17 protein-coding genes are annotated in these 11,980 nt (G+C 65.9%); 14 read left to right on the top strand and 3 right to left on the bottom strand.

The window, feature by feature from the left end:
• Nucleotides 1-46: 46 nt before the first annotated feature.
• Nucleotides 47-1,081, top strand: coding sequence for an alpha/beta hydrolase family protein (locus tag HQ308_RS04260; RefSeq protein WP_027504644.1), 1,035 nt, complete (start codon nucleotides 47-49; stop codon nucleotides 1,079-1,081).
• Between the two features lie 87 nt (nucleotides 1,082-1,168).
• The gene (locus HQ308_RS04265) at nucleotides 1,169-2,059 is read left to right on the top strand and encodes a glycosyltransferase (protein ID WP_222645518.1); all 891 of its coding nucleotides are present in this window, start codon (nucleotides 1,169-1,171) and stop codon (nucleotides 2,057-2,059) included.
• A 117-nt stretch (nucleotides 2,060-2,176) separates the two neighbouring features.
• Here HQ308_RS04265 and HQ308_RS04270 read toward each other — a convergent pair whose 3' ends face one another.
• Nucleotides 2,177-2,653, bottom strand: coding sequence for a hotdog fold domain-containing protein (locus tag HQ308_RS04270; protein ID WP_027504645.1), 477 nt, complete (start codon nucleotides 2,651-2,653; stop codon nucleotides 2,177-2,179).
• A gap of 588 nt (nucleotides 2,654-3,241) precedes the next feature.
• Between HQ308_RS04270 and rpsJ the strand changes: the two genes are divergently transcribed.
• From rpsJ to HQ308_RS04330, 12 genes are all read left to right on the top strand, one after another.
• The gene (gene rpsJ / locus HQ308_RS04275; RefSeq protein ID WP_003938093.1) at nucleotides 3,242-3,547 is read left to right on the top strand and encodes a 30S ribosomal protein S10; all 306 of its coding nucleotides are present in this window, start codon (nucleotides 3,242-3,244) and stop codon (nucleotides 3,545-3,547) included.
• Between the two features lie 14 nt (nucleotides 3,548-3,561).
• Entirely contained in the window at nucleotides 3,562-4,227 is a 666-nt protein-coding gene (gene rplC / locus HQ308_RS04280; protein ID WP_027504646.1) for a 50S ribosomal protein L3, read from the top strand.
• Complete coding sequence (gene rplD / locus HQ308_RS04285) at nucleotides 4,224-4,913, top strand: 50S ribosomal protein L4 (RefSeq protein ID WP_027504647.1); 690 nt, start codon at nucleotides 4,224-4,226, stop codon at nucleotides 4,911-4,913. Before rplC ends, rplD begins: the two co-directional genes overlap by 4 nt.
• A complete protein-coding gene (gene rplW / locus HQ308_RS04290; protein ID WP_027504648.1) occupies nucleotides 4,910-5,215 on the top strand; it encodes a 50S ribosomal protein L23 in 306 nt (101 codons plus the stop codon). Before rplD ends, rplW begins: the two co-directional genes overlap by 4 nt.
• Nucleotides 5,216-5,262: 47 nt before the next feature.
• Complete coding sequence (gene rplB / locus HQ308_RS04295; RefSeq protein ID WP_027504649.1) at nucleotides 5,263-6,099, top strand: 50S ribosomal protein L2; 837 nt, start codon at nucleotides 5,263-5,265, stop codon at nucleotides 6,097-6,099.
• 17 nt (nucleotides 6,100-6,116) lie between these two features.
• Nucleotides 6,117-6,398, top strand: coding sequence for a 30S ribosomal protein S19 (gene rpsS / locus HQ308_RS04300; protein WP_027504650.1), 282 nt, complete (start codon nucleotides 6,117-6,119; stop codon nucleotides 6,396-6,398).
• A complete protein-coding gene (rplV, locus tag HQ308_RS04305) occupies nucleotides 6,395-6,799 on the top strand; it encodes a 50S ribosomal protein L22 (protein ID WP_027504651.1) in 405 nt (134 codons plus the stop codon). Before rpsS ends, rplV begins: the two co-directional genes overlap by 4 nt.
• Nucleotides 6,799-7,602 carry a 30S ribosomal protein S3 gene (gene rpsC / locus HQ308_RS04310; protein ID WP_027504652.1) on the top strand — a complete coding sequence of 268 codons (804 nt, stop codon included), beginning with the start codon at nucleotides 6,799-6,801 and terminating at the stop codon, nucleotides 7,600-7,602. The genes rplV and rpsC overlap by 1 nt, the downstream gene beginning before the upstream one ends.
• 3 nt (nucleotides 7,603-7,605) lie before the next feature.
• Nucleotides 7,606-8,022, top strand: coding sequence for a 50S ribosomal protein L16 (gene rplP, locus HQ308_RS04315; protein WP_027504653.1), 417 nt, complete (start codon nucleotides 7,606-7,608; stop codon nucleotides 8,020-8,022).
• Nucleotides 8,022-8,267, top strand: a complete 246-nt coding sequence (gene rpmC / locus HQ308_RS04320; protein ID WP_027504654.1) for a 50S ribosomal protein L29 — start codon at nucleotides 8,022-8,024, stop codon at nucleotides 8,265-8,267. The genes rplP and rpmC overlap by 1 nt, the downstream gene beginning before the upstream one ends.
• Entirely contained in the window at nucleotides 8,264-8,545 is a 282-nt protein-coding gene (gene rpsQ / locus HQ308_RS04325) for a 30S ribosomal protein S17 (RefSeq protein ID WP_027504655.1), read from the top strand. Before rpmC ends, rpsQ begins: the two co-directional genes overlap by 4 nt.
• A gap of 100 nt (nucleotides 8,546-8,645) precedes the next feature.
• Complete coding sequence (locus HQ308_RS04330; protein WP_222645519.1) at nucleotides 8,646-9,338, top strand: hypothetical protein; 693 nt, start codon at nucleotides 8,646-8,648, stop codon at nucleotides 9,336-9,338.
• A gap of 6 nt (nucleotides 9,339-9,344) precedes the next feature.
• Here HQ308_RS04330 and HQ308_RS04335 read toward each other — a convergent pair whose 3' ends face one another.
• Together HQ308_RS04335 and HQ308_RS04340 are read right to left on the bottom strand one after the other, a co-directional pair.
• Nucleotides 9,345-10,889: a sodium:alanine symporter family protein gene (locus tag HQ308_RS04335; RefSeq protein ID WP_222645520.1), complete on the bottom strand. Its 1,545-nt coding sequence runs from the start codon at nucleotides 10,887-10,889 to the stop codon at nucleotides 9,345-9,347.
• Nucleotides 10,890-10,965: 76 nt separating this feature from the next.
• Entirely contained in the window at nucleotides 10,966-11,970 is a 1,005-nt protein-coding gene (locus tag HQ308_RS04340; RefSeq protein WP_222631698.1) for an aldo/keto reductase family protein, read from the bottom strand.
• Nucleotides 11,971-11,980: the final 10 nt, after the last annotated feature.

An 11,980-nucleotide genomic window follows, 5' to 3' on the forward strand; every position in this document is an offset into this window, starting at 1 on the left:
GGCAGTGCACTGTCGCCGGGAGTGCAGTGCGAGAGGGATTACGACGATGACGTGGACACGACGGCCGATCACCGCTCTGGTCGCCGCTGCGGTGGTCGGTGCGCTCATGACGGCCACCCCCACCGTCGCCCGAGCCGACGACGCACCGATCGCCGCGGTCGAGACCGGCTCGGGTGCGCGGGTGGAGAGCGTGGAGTTCGTCGGCGGTCAGCAGTACCTCGTCACCGTGTACTCGCCGTCGATGGATCGGTCGGTTCCGCTGCAGGTGTTCCGGCCCGCCGACACCTCGGCCCCGCGCCCCACGTACTACCTGCTCAACGGGGCGAGTGGCGGCGAGGATCCGTCGAGCAACTGGCCAGATCAGGCCGATGTGTCCACCTTCTTCGCGGACAAGAACGTCAACGTGGTCGTGCCCAAGGCCGGCGCCTTCAGCTATTACACCGACTGGGTCGCGGACGACCCGGAGCTCGGCCGCAACAAGTGGGAGACCTTCCTGCTGGACGAGCTGCCCCCTCTCATGAACCGCTCGCTCGGAACGACGGGTACCCAGGCCGTCGGCGGCATCTCGATGGCGGCGAGCGCGGTCCTGATGTTGGCCGCCGATCGACCCGGCTTCTACTCGTCGGTCGCGTCCTTCAGCGGCTGTGCCGGCACGTCGGACGACCTGGGCCGCGCCTTCGTCAAGCTCGTGGTCGAGGCGCGCGGCGGGGGCGACACGGAGAACATGTGGGGACCCGACGACGGTCCGGAGTGGGCGGCCAACGACGCGTTGCTCAACGCGGACAAGCTGCGCGGCACTCCTCTCTACGTCACCACGGGAAGTGGGCTGCCCGGCTTCGACGAGACTCTCCAGAGTGCCCGCATCGCAGGGGACGTCCCCGCACTGATCAACCGGGTCGTCGTGGGCGGCGGCATCGAGTCCATCACCAACACGTGCACACGGACGTTCGCGGAGCGACTGGCGCAACTCGGCATTCCGGCCACGGTGAAGTTCCGAGACAACGGAACGCATTCCTGGGCATACTGGCAGGAGGACCTGCACGAATCCTGGCCCATGGTGGCGGCGTCCCTCGGAGTCTGATTCTCCGGCTGTGCGCCACGGCCGCGAGCGTGTCGAACTTTGCGGCGCGTCCCCTTATTGTCGACGGTGGAAAGGGGGTCGCCGATCATGACATTGCAGGGAACGGTCACCAGTCTCGTCATTCCTGTCCTCGACGAGGAGGACTACATCGCAGCGTGTCTCGATCACGTGTTGCCGCAGATCGACGAGTTGTCCGAGGTCATCGTCGTGGACAACGGGTCGATGGACGACACGGTGCAGATCGTGAAGGAGTACGCGGCGCGCGAGCCGAAGATTCGCCTCGTGCACGAACCGCGAAAAGGATTGTTCTTCTCTCGTAATACGGGTTTCCGGGAAGTGACATCGGACATCGTCGGGCGTATCGACGCGGACACCCGAATCGGCGCCGGATGGGTGTCCGCCGTGAAGCAGACATTCCGGGACGCGGATTCCGATCTCAATCTCGGTGGTATCACGGGATTGAGCGCGCCCTACGACTCACCGTTCACCAGGTCGAAGAAATGGCTCGTCGACGCGCTCGTCCGGGCGAAGGTCCTGGGCAACGGCATGAAGATCGACAACATGCACGGCGCCAACATGGCGGTGCGGCTGGAGGCCTGGGACGCGGTCCAGGACAAGCTGACGTCCCGTTCCGACGTGCACGAGGACATCGACTTCGCGCTGTGTCTCATCGAGGCCGGCTACTCCATCGTCCAGCCCACCGAGATGTGGGCCGACATCTCGCCGCGGCGCGCGTTGACACCGCCGCTGCAGTACACGTCGTTCGTCAAGGCCGGCATCACCAGTTTCGAGATCCACGGTCGCTCGAACTGGTCGTTGCGGTGGCTCGTCGCACCGGTCACCTGGCTCTCGCACGCGGTGTTCTGGTTCCCGTACCGCGCCTACGACCCTGTACGCCGGTCCTTCTCGCCGAGACGTCTGCTCACCGAGCGCACCTTCCGGCCGGCAGCGCTGTCGGAAGCACCTCCCGGGAGCTGACCGACAGCAGAGCACCGGATGTCACCGCGGGCAGGCCGGAGGCCGGTCGGATGTCACCGCGGGCAGGCCGGAGGCCGGTCGGATGTCACCGCGGGCAGGCCGGAGGCCGGTCGGATGTCACCGCGGGCTGACCCACACGGTGATGTCGGCGTGGACGACCTCGGTGCCGCCGGCGTCGCGCAGGCTGACCGGGATGACGAGTTCCACGCCGCTGGTCACCGATTCCCAGTCCGGCCGATCGTCGAGCAGCGCGGTGGCGGTGAGCCCGGATCTGCCGGGGGCCAGGTACTGGACGTTCATGCCCTTGGGGATCCACCGGTGGGTCGTGGGGATCGTCGCCTCGGCGAGCATCCCCATCGCCACCTCGGCCAGATTGCAGGCCGCGATGGCGTGGAAGGTGCCCAGGTGGTTGTGCACTCCGAACCACGTGGGCCCGGAGACCACGCACCGCCCGGGGGCGAGCTCCCGTACGCGGGGGAGGACCGTGGCGAAGAAGGGCACGCGGACACACATTCCCGCGGAGAACGCCAGGGAGCGGGTGATCCCGCCGGGGAGTCGCTGCCAGAGCGCGTACGTGCTGGTGACCGTTGCCATGGCTGCACATTACTCGGCGGTAAGTTGGTCGGGTGCGGTAAATCCGCGCGCTCACCGGTCGTCCGCGCTGGTTGCATCACGTGCGGATGGGTACAACCTGCACGGATCGCTGCGATCGACCGTGCGCTCCGGCCGCGGTACCGCCTCGATTTGAACTCGACCCCCGGCGTGGGTCATACTGTTCGGGTTGCCTTGACCGAGGTGATCTCTGTCGTGCGTGTTGCGACGTGATCTCGCGGTCGAGGTATGCGACGAGAACGACATGCAGTGATTGCGCCGGCACGATGGGCGCATCCGGTCCGCGTTCTCCCGCCGGTCGAGTTCGGGCCGAGGGAGAATCATGTGCGGGAATGCGACACGCCCGACCGCGTGGACCGGAGAACCATGACAGATGAACAGCGGCAACGGATTCCTCCTGGCCACGCGTGTGCGTGGATGCGAGAGTCCGCCACGTTCGTCCTCATGGATGCGCCTCGCGCTCGGCTTCATGCCGGCGTCGGGTCAGCACACTGCCGGGTTCTCCGGATCGACATCCGGAGACGAGAGACCTGACCAACGGTTAACCAGGGCAAGGAAGAGGACATAAGCGTGGCGGGACAAAAGATCCGCATCAGGCTCAAGGCCTACGACCACGAGGCGATCGACGCGTCCGCGCGCAAGATCGTCGAGACCGTGACCCGCACCGGGGCACGCGTGGTCGGACCTGTGCCGTTGCCCACCGAGAAGAACGTGTACTGCGTCATCCGTTCGCCGCACAAGTACAAGGACTCTCGCGAGCACTTCGAGATGCGCACGCACAAGCGACTCATCGACATTCTCGACCCGACGCCGAAGACGGTCGACGCGCTCATGCGCATCGACCTGCCGGCAAGCGTCGACGTCAACATTCAGTGAGCGCGGAGACAACCATGACTGACAACATCAAGCGTCCGGCCAAGGGCATTCTGGGCACCAAGCTCGGCATGACCCAGGTCTTCGACGAGAACAACCGCGTCGTCCCGGTCACCGTCGTGAAGGCTGACCCGAACGTCGTGACCGCGATCCGTACCGAGGAGCGCGACGGCTACAGCGCCGTCCAGGTCGCCTTCGGTGCCATCGATCCCCGCAAGGTGAACAAGCCGGTCACCGGCCAGTTCGCCAAGGCAGGCGTCACGCCTCGCCGCCATCTCGCGGAGCTGCGCGTCGCCGACGCCGCAGGCTACGAGATCGGCCAGGAGCTCACCGCAGCCGAGTTCGAGGACGGCGCTTTCGTCGACGTCACCGGAGTCAGCAAGGGCAAGGGCTTCGCGGGAACGATGAAGCGCCACGGCTTCAAGGGCCAGGGCGCGAGCCACGGTGCGCAGGCTGTCCACCGCCGCCCCGGTTCCATCGGTGGCTGCGCGACCCCCGGCCGTGTCTTCAAGGGCATGCGCATGTCGGGCCGCATGGGTAGCGACCGCATCACCACGCAGAACCTCTCGGTGCACAAGGTCGATGCCGAGAACGGTCTGCTGCTGATCAAGGGTGCGATCCCGGGCCGCAAGGGCGGCGTCGTGATCGTCAAGAGCGCAGTGAAGGGTGGTGCGCGAGCATGACCAGTCTCGAGAAGAAGACCGAAGCCAACCTGACGCTCGACGTCAAGGAGCTCGGTGGCAAGACCAACGGCACCGTCGATCTCCCCGCCGAGATCTTCGATCGCACCGCGAACATCGCGCTGATGCACCAGGTCGTCGTCGCGCAGCTCGCTGCGGCACGTCAGGGAACGCACTCGACGAAGACGCGTGGCGAGGTCCGCGGTGGCGGCAAGAAGCCGTACCGCCAGAAGGGCACCGGCCGTGCACGTCAGGGCTCGACCCGCGCACCGCAGTTCGTCGGCGGTGGCACCGTCCACGGCCCGCAGCCGCGCGACTACAGCCAGCGCACCCCCAAGAAGATGATCGCTGCAGCTCTCCGCGGTGCCCTCTCCGACCGGGCGCGCAGCGAGCGCATCCACGTGATCACCGAGCTCGTCGCGGGACAGGTGCCCTCCACCAAGGGTGCTCGCACGTTCCTCGCGGAGCTCACCGATCGCAAGAAGGTTCTGCTGGTCATCGGCCGCGCAGACCTGGCCGCATGGAAGTCCGTCCAGAACCTCGACGGCGTTCACCCCATCGCGCCCGATCAGCTCAACACCTACGACGTCCTCGAGGCAGACGACGTGATCTTCAGTGTCGAGGCACTGAACACGTTCATCGCAGGACCGGCCAAGGCAGCAACGGATTCACAGGAGGAGGACAAGTGAGCACCATTGCCGATCCCCGCGACATCCTGCTGGCCCCGGTCATCTCGGAGAAGTCGTACGGGCTCATCGAGCAGGGGACCTACACGTTCATCGTGCACCCCGACTCGAACAAGACGCAGATCAAGATCGCTGTCGAGAAGGTCTTCGGCGTGACTGTGACCAGCGTGAACACCGCCAACCGGCAGGGCAAGCGCAAGCGGACCCGATTCGGCTACGGCACGCGTAAGAGCACCAAGCGCGCGCTCGTGACCCTCTCGGCCGACAGCAAGCCCATCGAGATCTTCGGAGGCCCGGTCGCGTAAGCGGCCGGAGCTCAGAGGGTCCTCGAGGATCAAGGGACGAGACAAACATGGCAATTCGTAAGTACAAGCCGACCACTCCCGGTCGTCGTGGCGCGAGTGTCTCCGATTTCGCGGAGATCACGCGCTCGACACCGGAGAAGTCGCTCATCCGCCCGCTGCACGGCCGCGGTGGCCGCAACGCACACGGCCGCATCACCACCCGTCACAAGGGTGGCGGTCACAAGCGCGCCTACCGGCTCATCGACTTCCGCCGCAACGACAAGGACGGCGTGCCGGCCAAGGTCGCTCACATCGAGTACGACCCCAACCGCACCGCCAACATCGCGCTGCTGCACTTCGCAGACGGTGAGAAGCGCTACATCATCGCGCCGAAGGGCATCTCGCAGGGTTCGCCCATCGAGTCGGGTGCCACGGCCGACATCAAGCCCGGCAACAACCTCCCGCTCCGTAACATCCCGACGGGTACCACCATCCACGCGGTGGAACTTCGTCCGGGTGGCGGCGCCAAGATGGTCCGCTCCGCCGGTGCCGGTGCTCAGCTCCTCGGTAAGGAAGGCGCCTACGCCACGCTGCGTATGCCGTCCGGTGAGATCCGTCGAGTCGACGTGCGCTGCCGCGCCACCGTCGGCGAGGTGGGCAACGCCGAGCAGTCCAACATCAACTGGGGCAAGGCCGGCCGTATGCGCTGGAAGGGCAAGCGCCCGACCGTCCGTGGTGTCGTCATGAACCCGGTCGACCACCCGCACGGTGGTGGCGAGGGCAAGACCTCCGGTGGTCGCCACCCGGTCAGCCCGTGGGGACAGCCGGAAGGCCGTACCCGCAAGAACAAGCCGAGCGATCAGCTCATCGTCCGCCGCCGCCGCACTGGCAAGAACAAGCGATAATCAGGAGGGAGTAGCAGATGCCACGCAGTCTGAAGAAAGGCCCGTTCGTCGACGACCACCTCCTGAAAAAGGTGGACGTTCAGAACGACAAGGGCACGAAGCAGGTCATCAAGACCTGGTCACGCCGCTCGACCATCACCCCCGACTTCATCGGTCACACCTTCGCCGTCCACGACGGTCGCAAGCACGTCCCGGTGTTCGTCTCGGATGCGATGGTCGGACACAAGCTCGGTGAATTCGCGCCGACGAGGACCTTCAAGGGTCACATCAAGGACGACCGGAAGGCGAAGCGGCGATGACCAACTTCACCCCCACCGACAACCCGATCGCCCGGGCCACGGCCAAGCACGTTCGCGTGACGCCGATGAAGGCACGTCGCGTCGTGGACCTGGTCCGCGGAAAGAGCGTCGAGGATGCCCTGAACATCCTCAAGTTCGCACCGCAGGCTGCCAGCGAGCCCGTCGCCAAGGTCGTTGCCTCGGCAGCGGCCAACGCGGAGAACAACCTGGATCTCGATCCGAGCACGTTGATCGTCTCGGCTGCATTCGTCGACGAGGGCGCGACCCTCAAGCGTTTCCAGCCTCGTGCCCAGGGTCGTGCGTTCCGCATTCGTAAGCGCACATCTCACATCACGGTCATCGTGGAGAGCCTGCCCAAGACCGGCGGCTCGACACGTGGTCGCCGGAAGGGAGCTCAGTAGTGGGCCAGAAGATCAACCCGCACGGCTTCCGCCTCGGCATCACGACCGACTGGAAGTCCCGCTGGTACGCAGACAAGCAGTACGCGGAGTACGTCAAGGAAGACGTGCAGATCCGCAAGCTCCTCGCCACGGGCATGGAGCGCGCCGGCATCGCCAAGGTGGAGATCGAGCGCACCCGTGATCGGGTTCGCGTCGACATCCACACCGCGCGTCCGGGCATCGTCATCGGTCGCCGCGGCGCCGAGGCGGATCGCATCCGTTCCGAGCTCGAGAAGCTGACCGGCAAGCAGGTCCAGCTGAACATCCTCGAGGTCAAGAACGCCGAGTCCGAGGCACAGCTCGTCGCACAGGGTGTGGCCGAGCAGCTCTCGAACCGTGTCGCTTTCCGTCGTGCGATGCGCAAGGCCATTCAGTCGGCCATGCGTCAGCCGAACGTCAAGGGCATCCGCGTTCAGTGCTCCGGTCGCCTCGGCGGCGCGGAGATGAGCCGTTCCGAGTTCTACCGCGAAGGTCGCGTTCCGCTGCACACGCTGCGTGCGGACATCGACTACGGCCTCTACGAGGCGAAGACCACCTTCGGTCGCATCGGCGTGAAGGTCTGGATCTACAAGGGCGACATCGTCGGTGGCAAGCGTGAAGCTGTCGCCGCCGCTGCTCCGGCAGGCGATCGTCCCCGTCGTGAGCGTCCGTCTCGTCCGCGTCGCAGCGGTGCCTCGGGCACCACGGCGACCAGCACCGAGGCCGGCCGCGCAGCGACCGCAACCGCTGATGCACCCGCTACGACCGAGCAGAAGGAGGGCTGACGCATGTTGATCCCCCGTCGGGTCAAGCACCGCAAGCAGCACCACCCCAAGCGTTCGGGTGCCGCCAAGGGCGGAACTCAGGTGACCTTCGGTGAATACGGCATCCAGGCTCTCGAGCCCGCCTACATCACCAACCGTCAGATCGAGGCAGCCCGTATCGCCGTCACCCGCCACATCAAGCGTGGTGGCAAGGTCTGGATCAACATCTACCCGGACCGTCCGCTCACGAAGAAGCCTGCCGAGACCCGCATGGGTTCCGGTAAGGGTTCGCCGGAGTGGTGGGTCGCCAACGTCAAGCCCGGCCGCGTGCTCTTCGAGCTCAGCTACCCGGACGAGCAGATCGCTCGTGAAGCACTGACGCGCGCGATTCACAAGCTGCCGATCAAGGCACGCATCATCACGAGGGAGGTTCAGTTCTGATGGCTACCGGTACCCCGGCTGCCGAGCTCCGCGAGCTCGGCGACGAAGAACTGATCACCCGCCTTCGTGAGTCGAAGGAGGAGCTGTTCAACCTCCGCTTCCAGATGGCCACCGGCCAGCTGGACAACAACCGTCGGCTGCGCGTCGTCCGCCACGAGATCGCGCGCATCTACACCGTGATGCGCGAGCGCGAGCTCGGGCTTGCCGCCGGACCTTCCGAGGACACGGCAGGTGACGCAGCATGAGCGAGGAAACAGTGACTGAAGAGACCACCCGCAACAGCCGGAAGACGCGTATCGGATACGTCGTCTCCGACAAGATGCAGAAGACGATCGTCGTCGAGTTGGAGGACCGTGTGAAGCACGCCCTCTACGGCAAGATCATCCGACGCACCACCAAGGTCAAGGCCCATGACGAGAACGGAGTCGCCGGCGTCGGCGACCGCGTTCAGCTCATGGAGACTCGTCCCCTGTCCGCCACGAAGCACTGGCGACTGGTCGAAGTCCTCGAGAAGGCCAAGTAACACCTGCAGCACCCATGGACGACCCCGCACTCCTCGTGAGTGCGGGGTCGTTCTGCGTTCTCCGGTCCTCGCTACGATGGCCGGACGAGAGGGGATCGGCATGGACAGTGTGATGCAGTTCGCCGGGCAGTACTGGTGGCTGGTGTTCGTCTTCGGCGGATCCATCGCCGGTGCGGTGAAGGGGATCGGTGCTGCCAACGAGCGGCGGGCCGACCGTCGCCTCGAGCGGTACCGCATCAAGCAGCAGGCCAAGGTCGCAGCGCTCGAACTCTCGAAGTCCACGAAGCAGGACGCGGAGACACAACGTCGATCCGTCGAGAAGGCGCTCGCCGAGCACGACGACGTGAACGCTCGGTGGTTCGCCTACGAGACCGACGTCATCAACCTGCTCGAGTTTCCGATGATGACGAACATGCGCGACCCGATGACGGTGGCCTTCCACCGAGCCAAGCTCGAAGCCGACTCCCTCCGGCCGTCGGCGGCGGACGAACTGGTCGGCGATGTCGAGGCGCAGCGGCTCTACCGCTCGGCCGTGCACGACTACGCCGTGGCGTTCACCGCCGCCGAGTCCGAGGCCAAGCGTCGCCGCCGCGGGAACTTCAGTGAGGCGGAGCAGAACCGACTCACTCGCGCGCAGTCGCTGCTGCGCATGGCCTTGGACGGCGCCTCGACCCCCGCCGAGCGACAGGCGGCGTACCGCAAGGCGCGCACCGAGCTCGAGGGTCTGGTGACGCTGCCGACGACTGCGTACGCACAGATCGAACAGCGGATCGCGGGGGCGTTGGAGGCGTAGGCGCGGTCAGCCCGTGACGTCCACGTCGTCGACCGCCACCGTCTCGCCCCGGCGATGCGCCATGTAGTCGCGCAACTCCCGCTTCACGACGGGGAGCAGCAGGTACAGGCCGATGATGTTGACGAAGGCCAGGGCGAACAGCGCCGCATCCGCGAAGTCCAGTACGGATCCGAGCGACAGCACCGTGCCGACGACGGTGAAGAGGCAGAAGATGACGTTGAAGCTGTGCTTGGCGAGGGCGCTGCGGCCGAAGAGGGACGTCCACGCCTGCGACCCGTAGTAGGCCCACGTGATGGCGGTGGACAGCGCGAAGAGCGCCACCGCGACGGTCAGAATGTACGGGAACCAGGGGAGCACCGTCTCGAACGCGTCCGAGGTGAGTGTGACGCCGCCGGCAGGAAGAGCGCCGGTCTCCGCGACGATGGCGCGCTGGTCCTGCCAGGACTGCGTGTTCGCGATGACGATCGTCAGAGCGGTGGCCGTGCAGATCACGACCGTGTCGATGAACGGTTCGAGCATGGCCACGAATCCCTCGGTGACCGGATGACGCGTCTTGACTGCCGAGTGCGCGATGGAGGCCGAACCCAGTCCCGCCTCGTTCGAGAACGCGGCGCGCTGGATGCCGATGATCATGACGCCCAGTACGCCACCCGCCACGCCCGTGGGGGAGAAGGCGCCCGTCACGATCGCACTCATGGCGCCGGGGACCTGCTCGATGTTGACGGCGATCACCACGGCGCATCCCAGCACGTAGACGATGGCCATGGCGGGAACCAGCTTGGCCGTCACGGCGGAGATGGACTTCATCCCGCCGATGATGACCAGCCCGATCACCACGGCGACGACGAGCCCGAAACCGAACTTCGCGCCGTCCGAGCCGAGGAAACCCTCGTCGCCACCGGTGACACTGCGCACCTGAGCGTAGGTCTGGTTCGCCTGGAACATGTTTCCGCCGGAGATGCCGAAGAAGATGATGATCACGGCGTAGACGGTGGCCATGATCTTCCCGACTCGGCTCATCCCGCGCTCCGCGAGCCCCTTGGTGAGGTACTTCATGGGACCACCGGAGACGGTGCCGTCCTCGTGGACGTCGCGGTACTTCACACCCAGCGTGCACTCGACGAACTTGGTGGCCATACCGAGGAAGCCGGCGAGGATCATCCACAGCGTGGCACCGGGTCCGCCCAGGGTGACCGCGACCGCGACACCGGCGATGTTGCCGAGCCCGACGGTGCCGGACACGGCGGCGGTCAGGGCGCGGAAGTGGCTCACCTCGCCGGGTGCTGTGGGGTCGTCGTGTTTCCCGCGGACCAGTTCCACCGCGTGTTTGGCGCCGCGTACCTGCAGGAACTTGAAGGTGACCGTGAAGATGATCGCGGCGGCCAAGAGCCAGATCACGACCAGAGGCACCGACGCGCCGCCGATGTCGACGGAGAAGAAGACGACGGTGGTGACCGCCTCGGTGACGGGTTCGAAGGTGGAATTGATGGCATTCTCGATGGTGGTGAGGGTGCCACCGTCGGCCGCAAGGATCCGGGGTACGGAAGTCATGTCTCATTCGACCCCGGCATCCCGGATCCTGCACGCCTTCAGACGTATCTGACCGATCCTTTACCTGATCTTGACCTCAGACCAGACGCTTCTCGGGACTCACCGTCTTCGACGGATCCTTCTCGACGATGTCGCCCAGCGCCTCGTCGATCTTGGCGAGCACGTCGGCGTCGAGGGTGACGTCCTGCGCCTTGACGTTGTCGGCGATCTGCTCGGGACGAGACGCGCCGACGAGAGCGGCCGCGATGTTGTCGTTGGCCAGCACCCAGGCGATGGCGAGCTGGGACATCGTGATGCCCAGGTCGTCGGCGATCGGCTTCAGCTTCTGCACGCGCGTCAGCGTCTCGTCGTTCATGTAGCGCGAGATCATGTCCGCGCCGCCCTTGTCGTCGGTCGCGCGCGAGCCCTCGGGAAGCGGCTGTCCGGGAACGTACTTGCCCGTGAGGACGCCCTGAGCCAGCGGTGACCAGACGACCTGCGAGATACCGAGTTCCTTGGACGCCGGGACCACGTCGGACTCGATGACGCGCCAGAGTGCGGAGTACTGAGGTTGATTGGAGACGATGGAGAAACCGCGCTGCCGGGCCAGTGTCTGCGCTTCGCGGAGCTGGTCCGCGGTCCACTCGGACACACCGATGTACAACGCCTTGCCCTGCTGGACGACGTCACCGAAGGCGGCGATGGTCTCCTCGAGCGGCGTCTCGTGGTCGTATCGGTGCGCCTGGTAGAGGTCGACGTAGTCGGTGCCCAGGCGTCGCAGCGAGTTCTCGATGCCCTCGAAGATGTGTTTGCGCGAGAGCCCCGTGTCGTTCGGGCCCTTCTCGCCGACCGGGAAATACACCTTGGTGAAGATCTCGAGACCTTCACGACGCTCGCCCGCCACCGCCTTGCCCAGCACGGTCTCGGCCGCGCCGTTGGCGTAGACGTCCGCGGTGTCGAACGTCGTGATGCCGGCGTCGAGAGCCGCCTTCACGCAGGCGGTCGCGACGTCGTTCTCCACCTGCGACCCGTGGGTGAGCCAGTTGCCGTAGGTGATCTCGGAAACCTTGAGTCCGCTGTTGCCCAGAAATCTGTAAGCCATGCGAACAACG

This window comes from Rhodococcus sp. BP-241 (assembly GCF_019836145.1).
Taxonomy (GTDB): Bacteria; Actinomycetota; Actinomycetes; order Mycobacteriales; family Mycobacteriaceae; genus Rhodococcoides.

Bases quoted from the DNA above. Each gene is read 5' to 3' on its own strand.
- HQ308_RS04265 (WP_222645518.1), top strand. From the start codon at position 1,169: ATGACATTGCAGGGAACGGTCACCAGTCTCGTCATTCCTGTCCTCGAC.
- HQ308_RS04270 (WP_027504645.1), bottom strand. From the start codon at position 2,653: ATGGCAACGGTCACCAGCACGTACGCGCTCTGGCAGCGACTCCCCGGC.
- rplB (WP_027504649.1), top strand. From the start codon at position 5,263: ATGGCAATTCGTAAGTACAAGCCGACCACTCCCGGTCGTCGTGGCGCG.
- rpsQ (WP_027504655.1), top strand. From the start codon at position 8,264: ATGAGCGAGGAAACAGTGACTGAAGAGACCACCCGCAACAGCCGGAAG.
- rpsS (WP_027504650.1), top strand. From the start codon at position 6,117: ATGCCACGCAGTCTGAAGAAAGGCCCGTTCGTCGACGACCACCTCCTG.
- rplP (WP_027504653.1), top strand. From the start codon at position 7,606: ATGTTGATCCCCCGTCGGGTCAAGCACCGCAAGCAGCACCACCCCAAG.
- rplV (WP_027504651.1), top strand. From the start codon at position 6,395: ATGACCAACTTCACCCCCACCGACAACCCGATCGCCCGGGCCACGGCC.
- HQ308_RS04340 (WP_222631698.1), bottom strand. From the start codon at position 11,970: ATGGCTTACAGATTTCTGGGCAACAGCGGACTCAAGGTTTCCGAGATC.
- rpmC (WP_027504654.1), top strand. From the start codon at position 8,022: ATGGCTACCGGTACCCCGGCTGCCGAGCTCCGCGAGCTCGGCGACGAA.
- rplD (WP_027504647.1), top strand. From the start codon at position 4,224: ATGACCAGTCTCGAGAAGAAGACCGAAGCCAACCTGACGCTCGACGTC.
- HQ308_RS04260 (WP_027504644.1), top strand. From the start codon at position 47: ATGACGTGGACACGACGGCCGATCACCGCTCTGGTCGCCGCTGCGGTG.
- HQ308_RS04335 (WP_222645520.1), bottom strand. From the start codon at position 10,889: ATGACTTCCGTACCCCGGATCCTTGCGGCCGACGGTGGCACCCTCACC.
- HQ308_RS04330 (WP_222645519.1), top strand. From the start codon at position 8,646: ATGGACAGTGTGATGCAGTTCGCCGGGCAGTACTGGTGGCTGGTGTTC.
- rplC (WP_027504646.1), top strand. From the start codon at position 3,562: ATGACTGACAACATCAAGCGTCCGGCCAAGGGCATTCTGGGCACCAAG.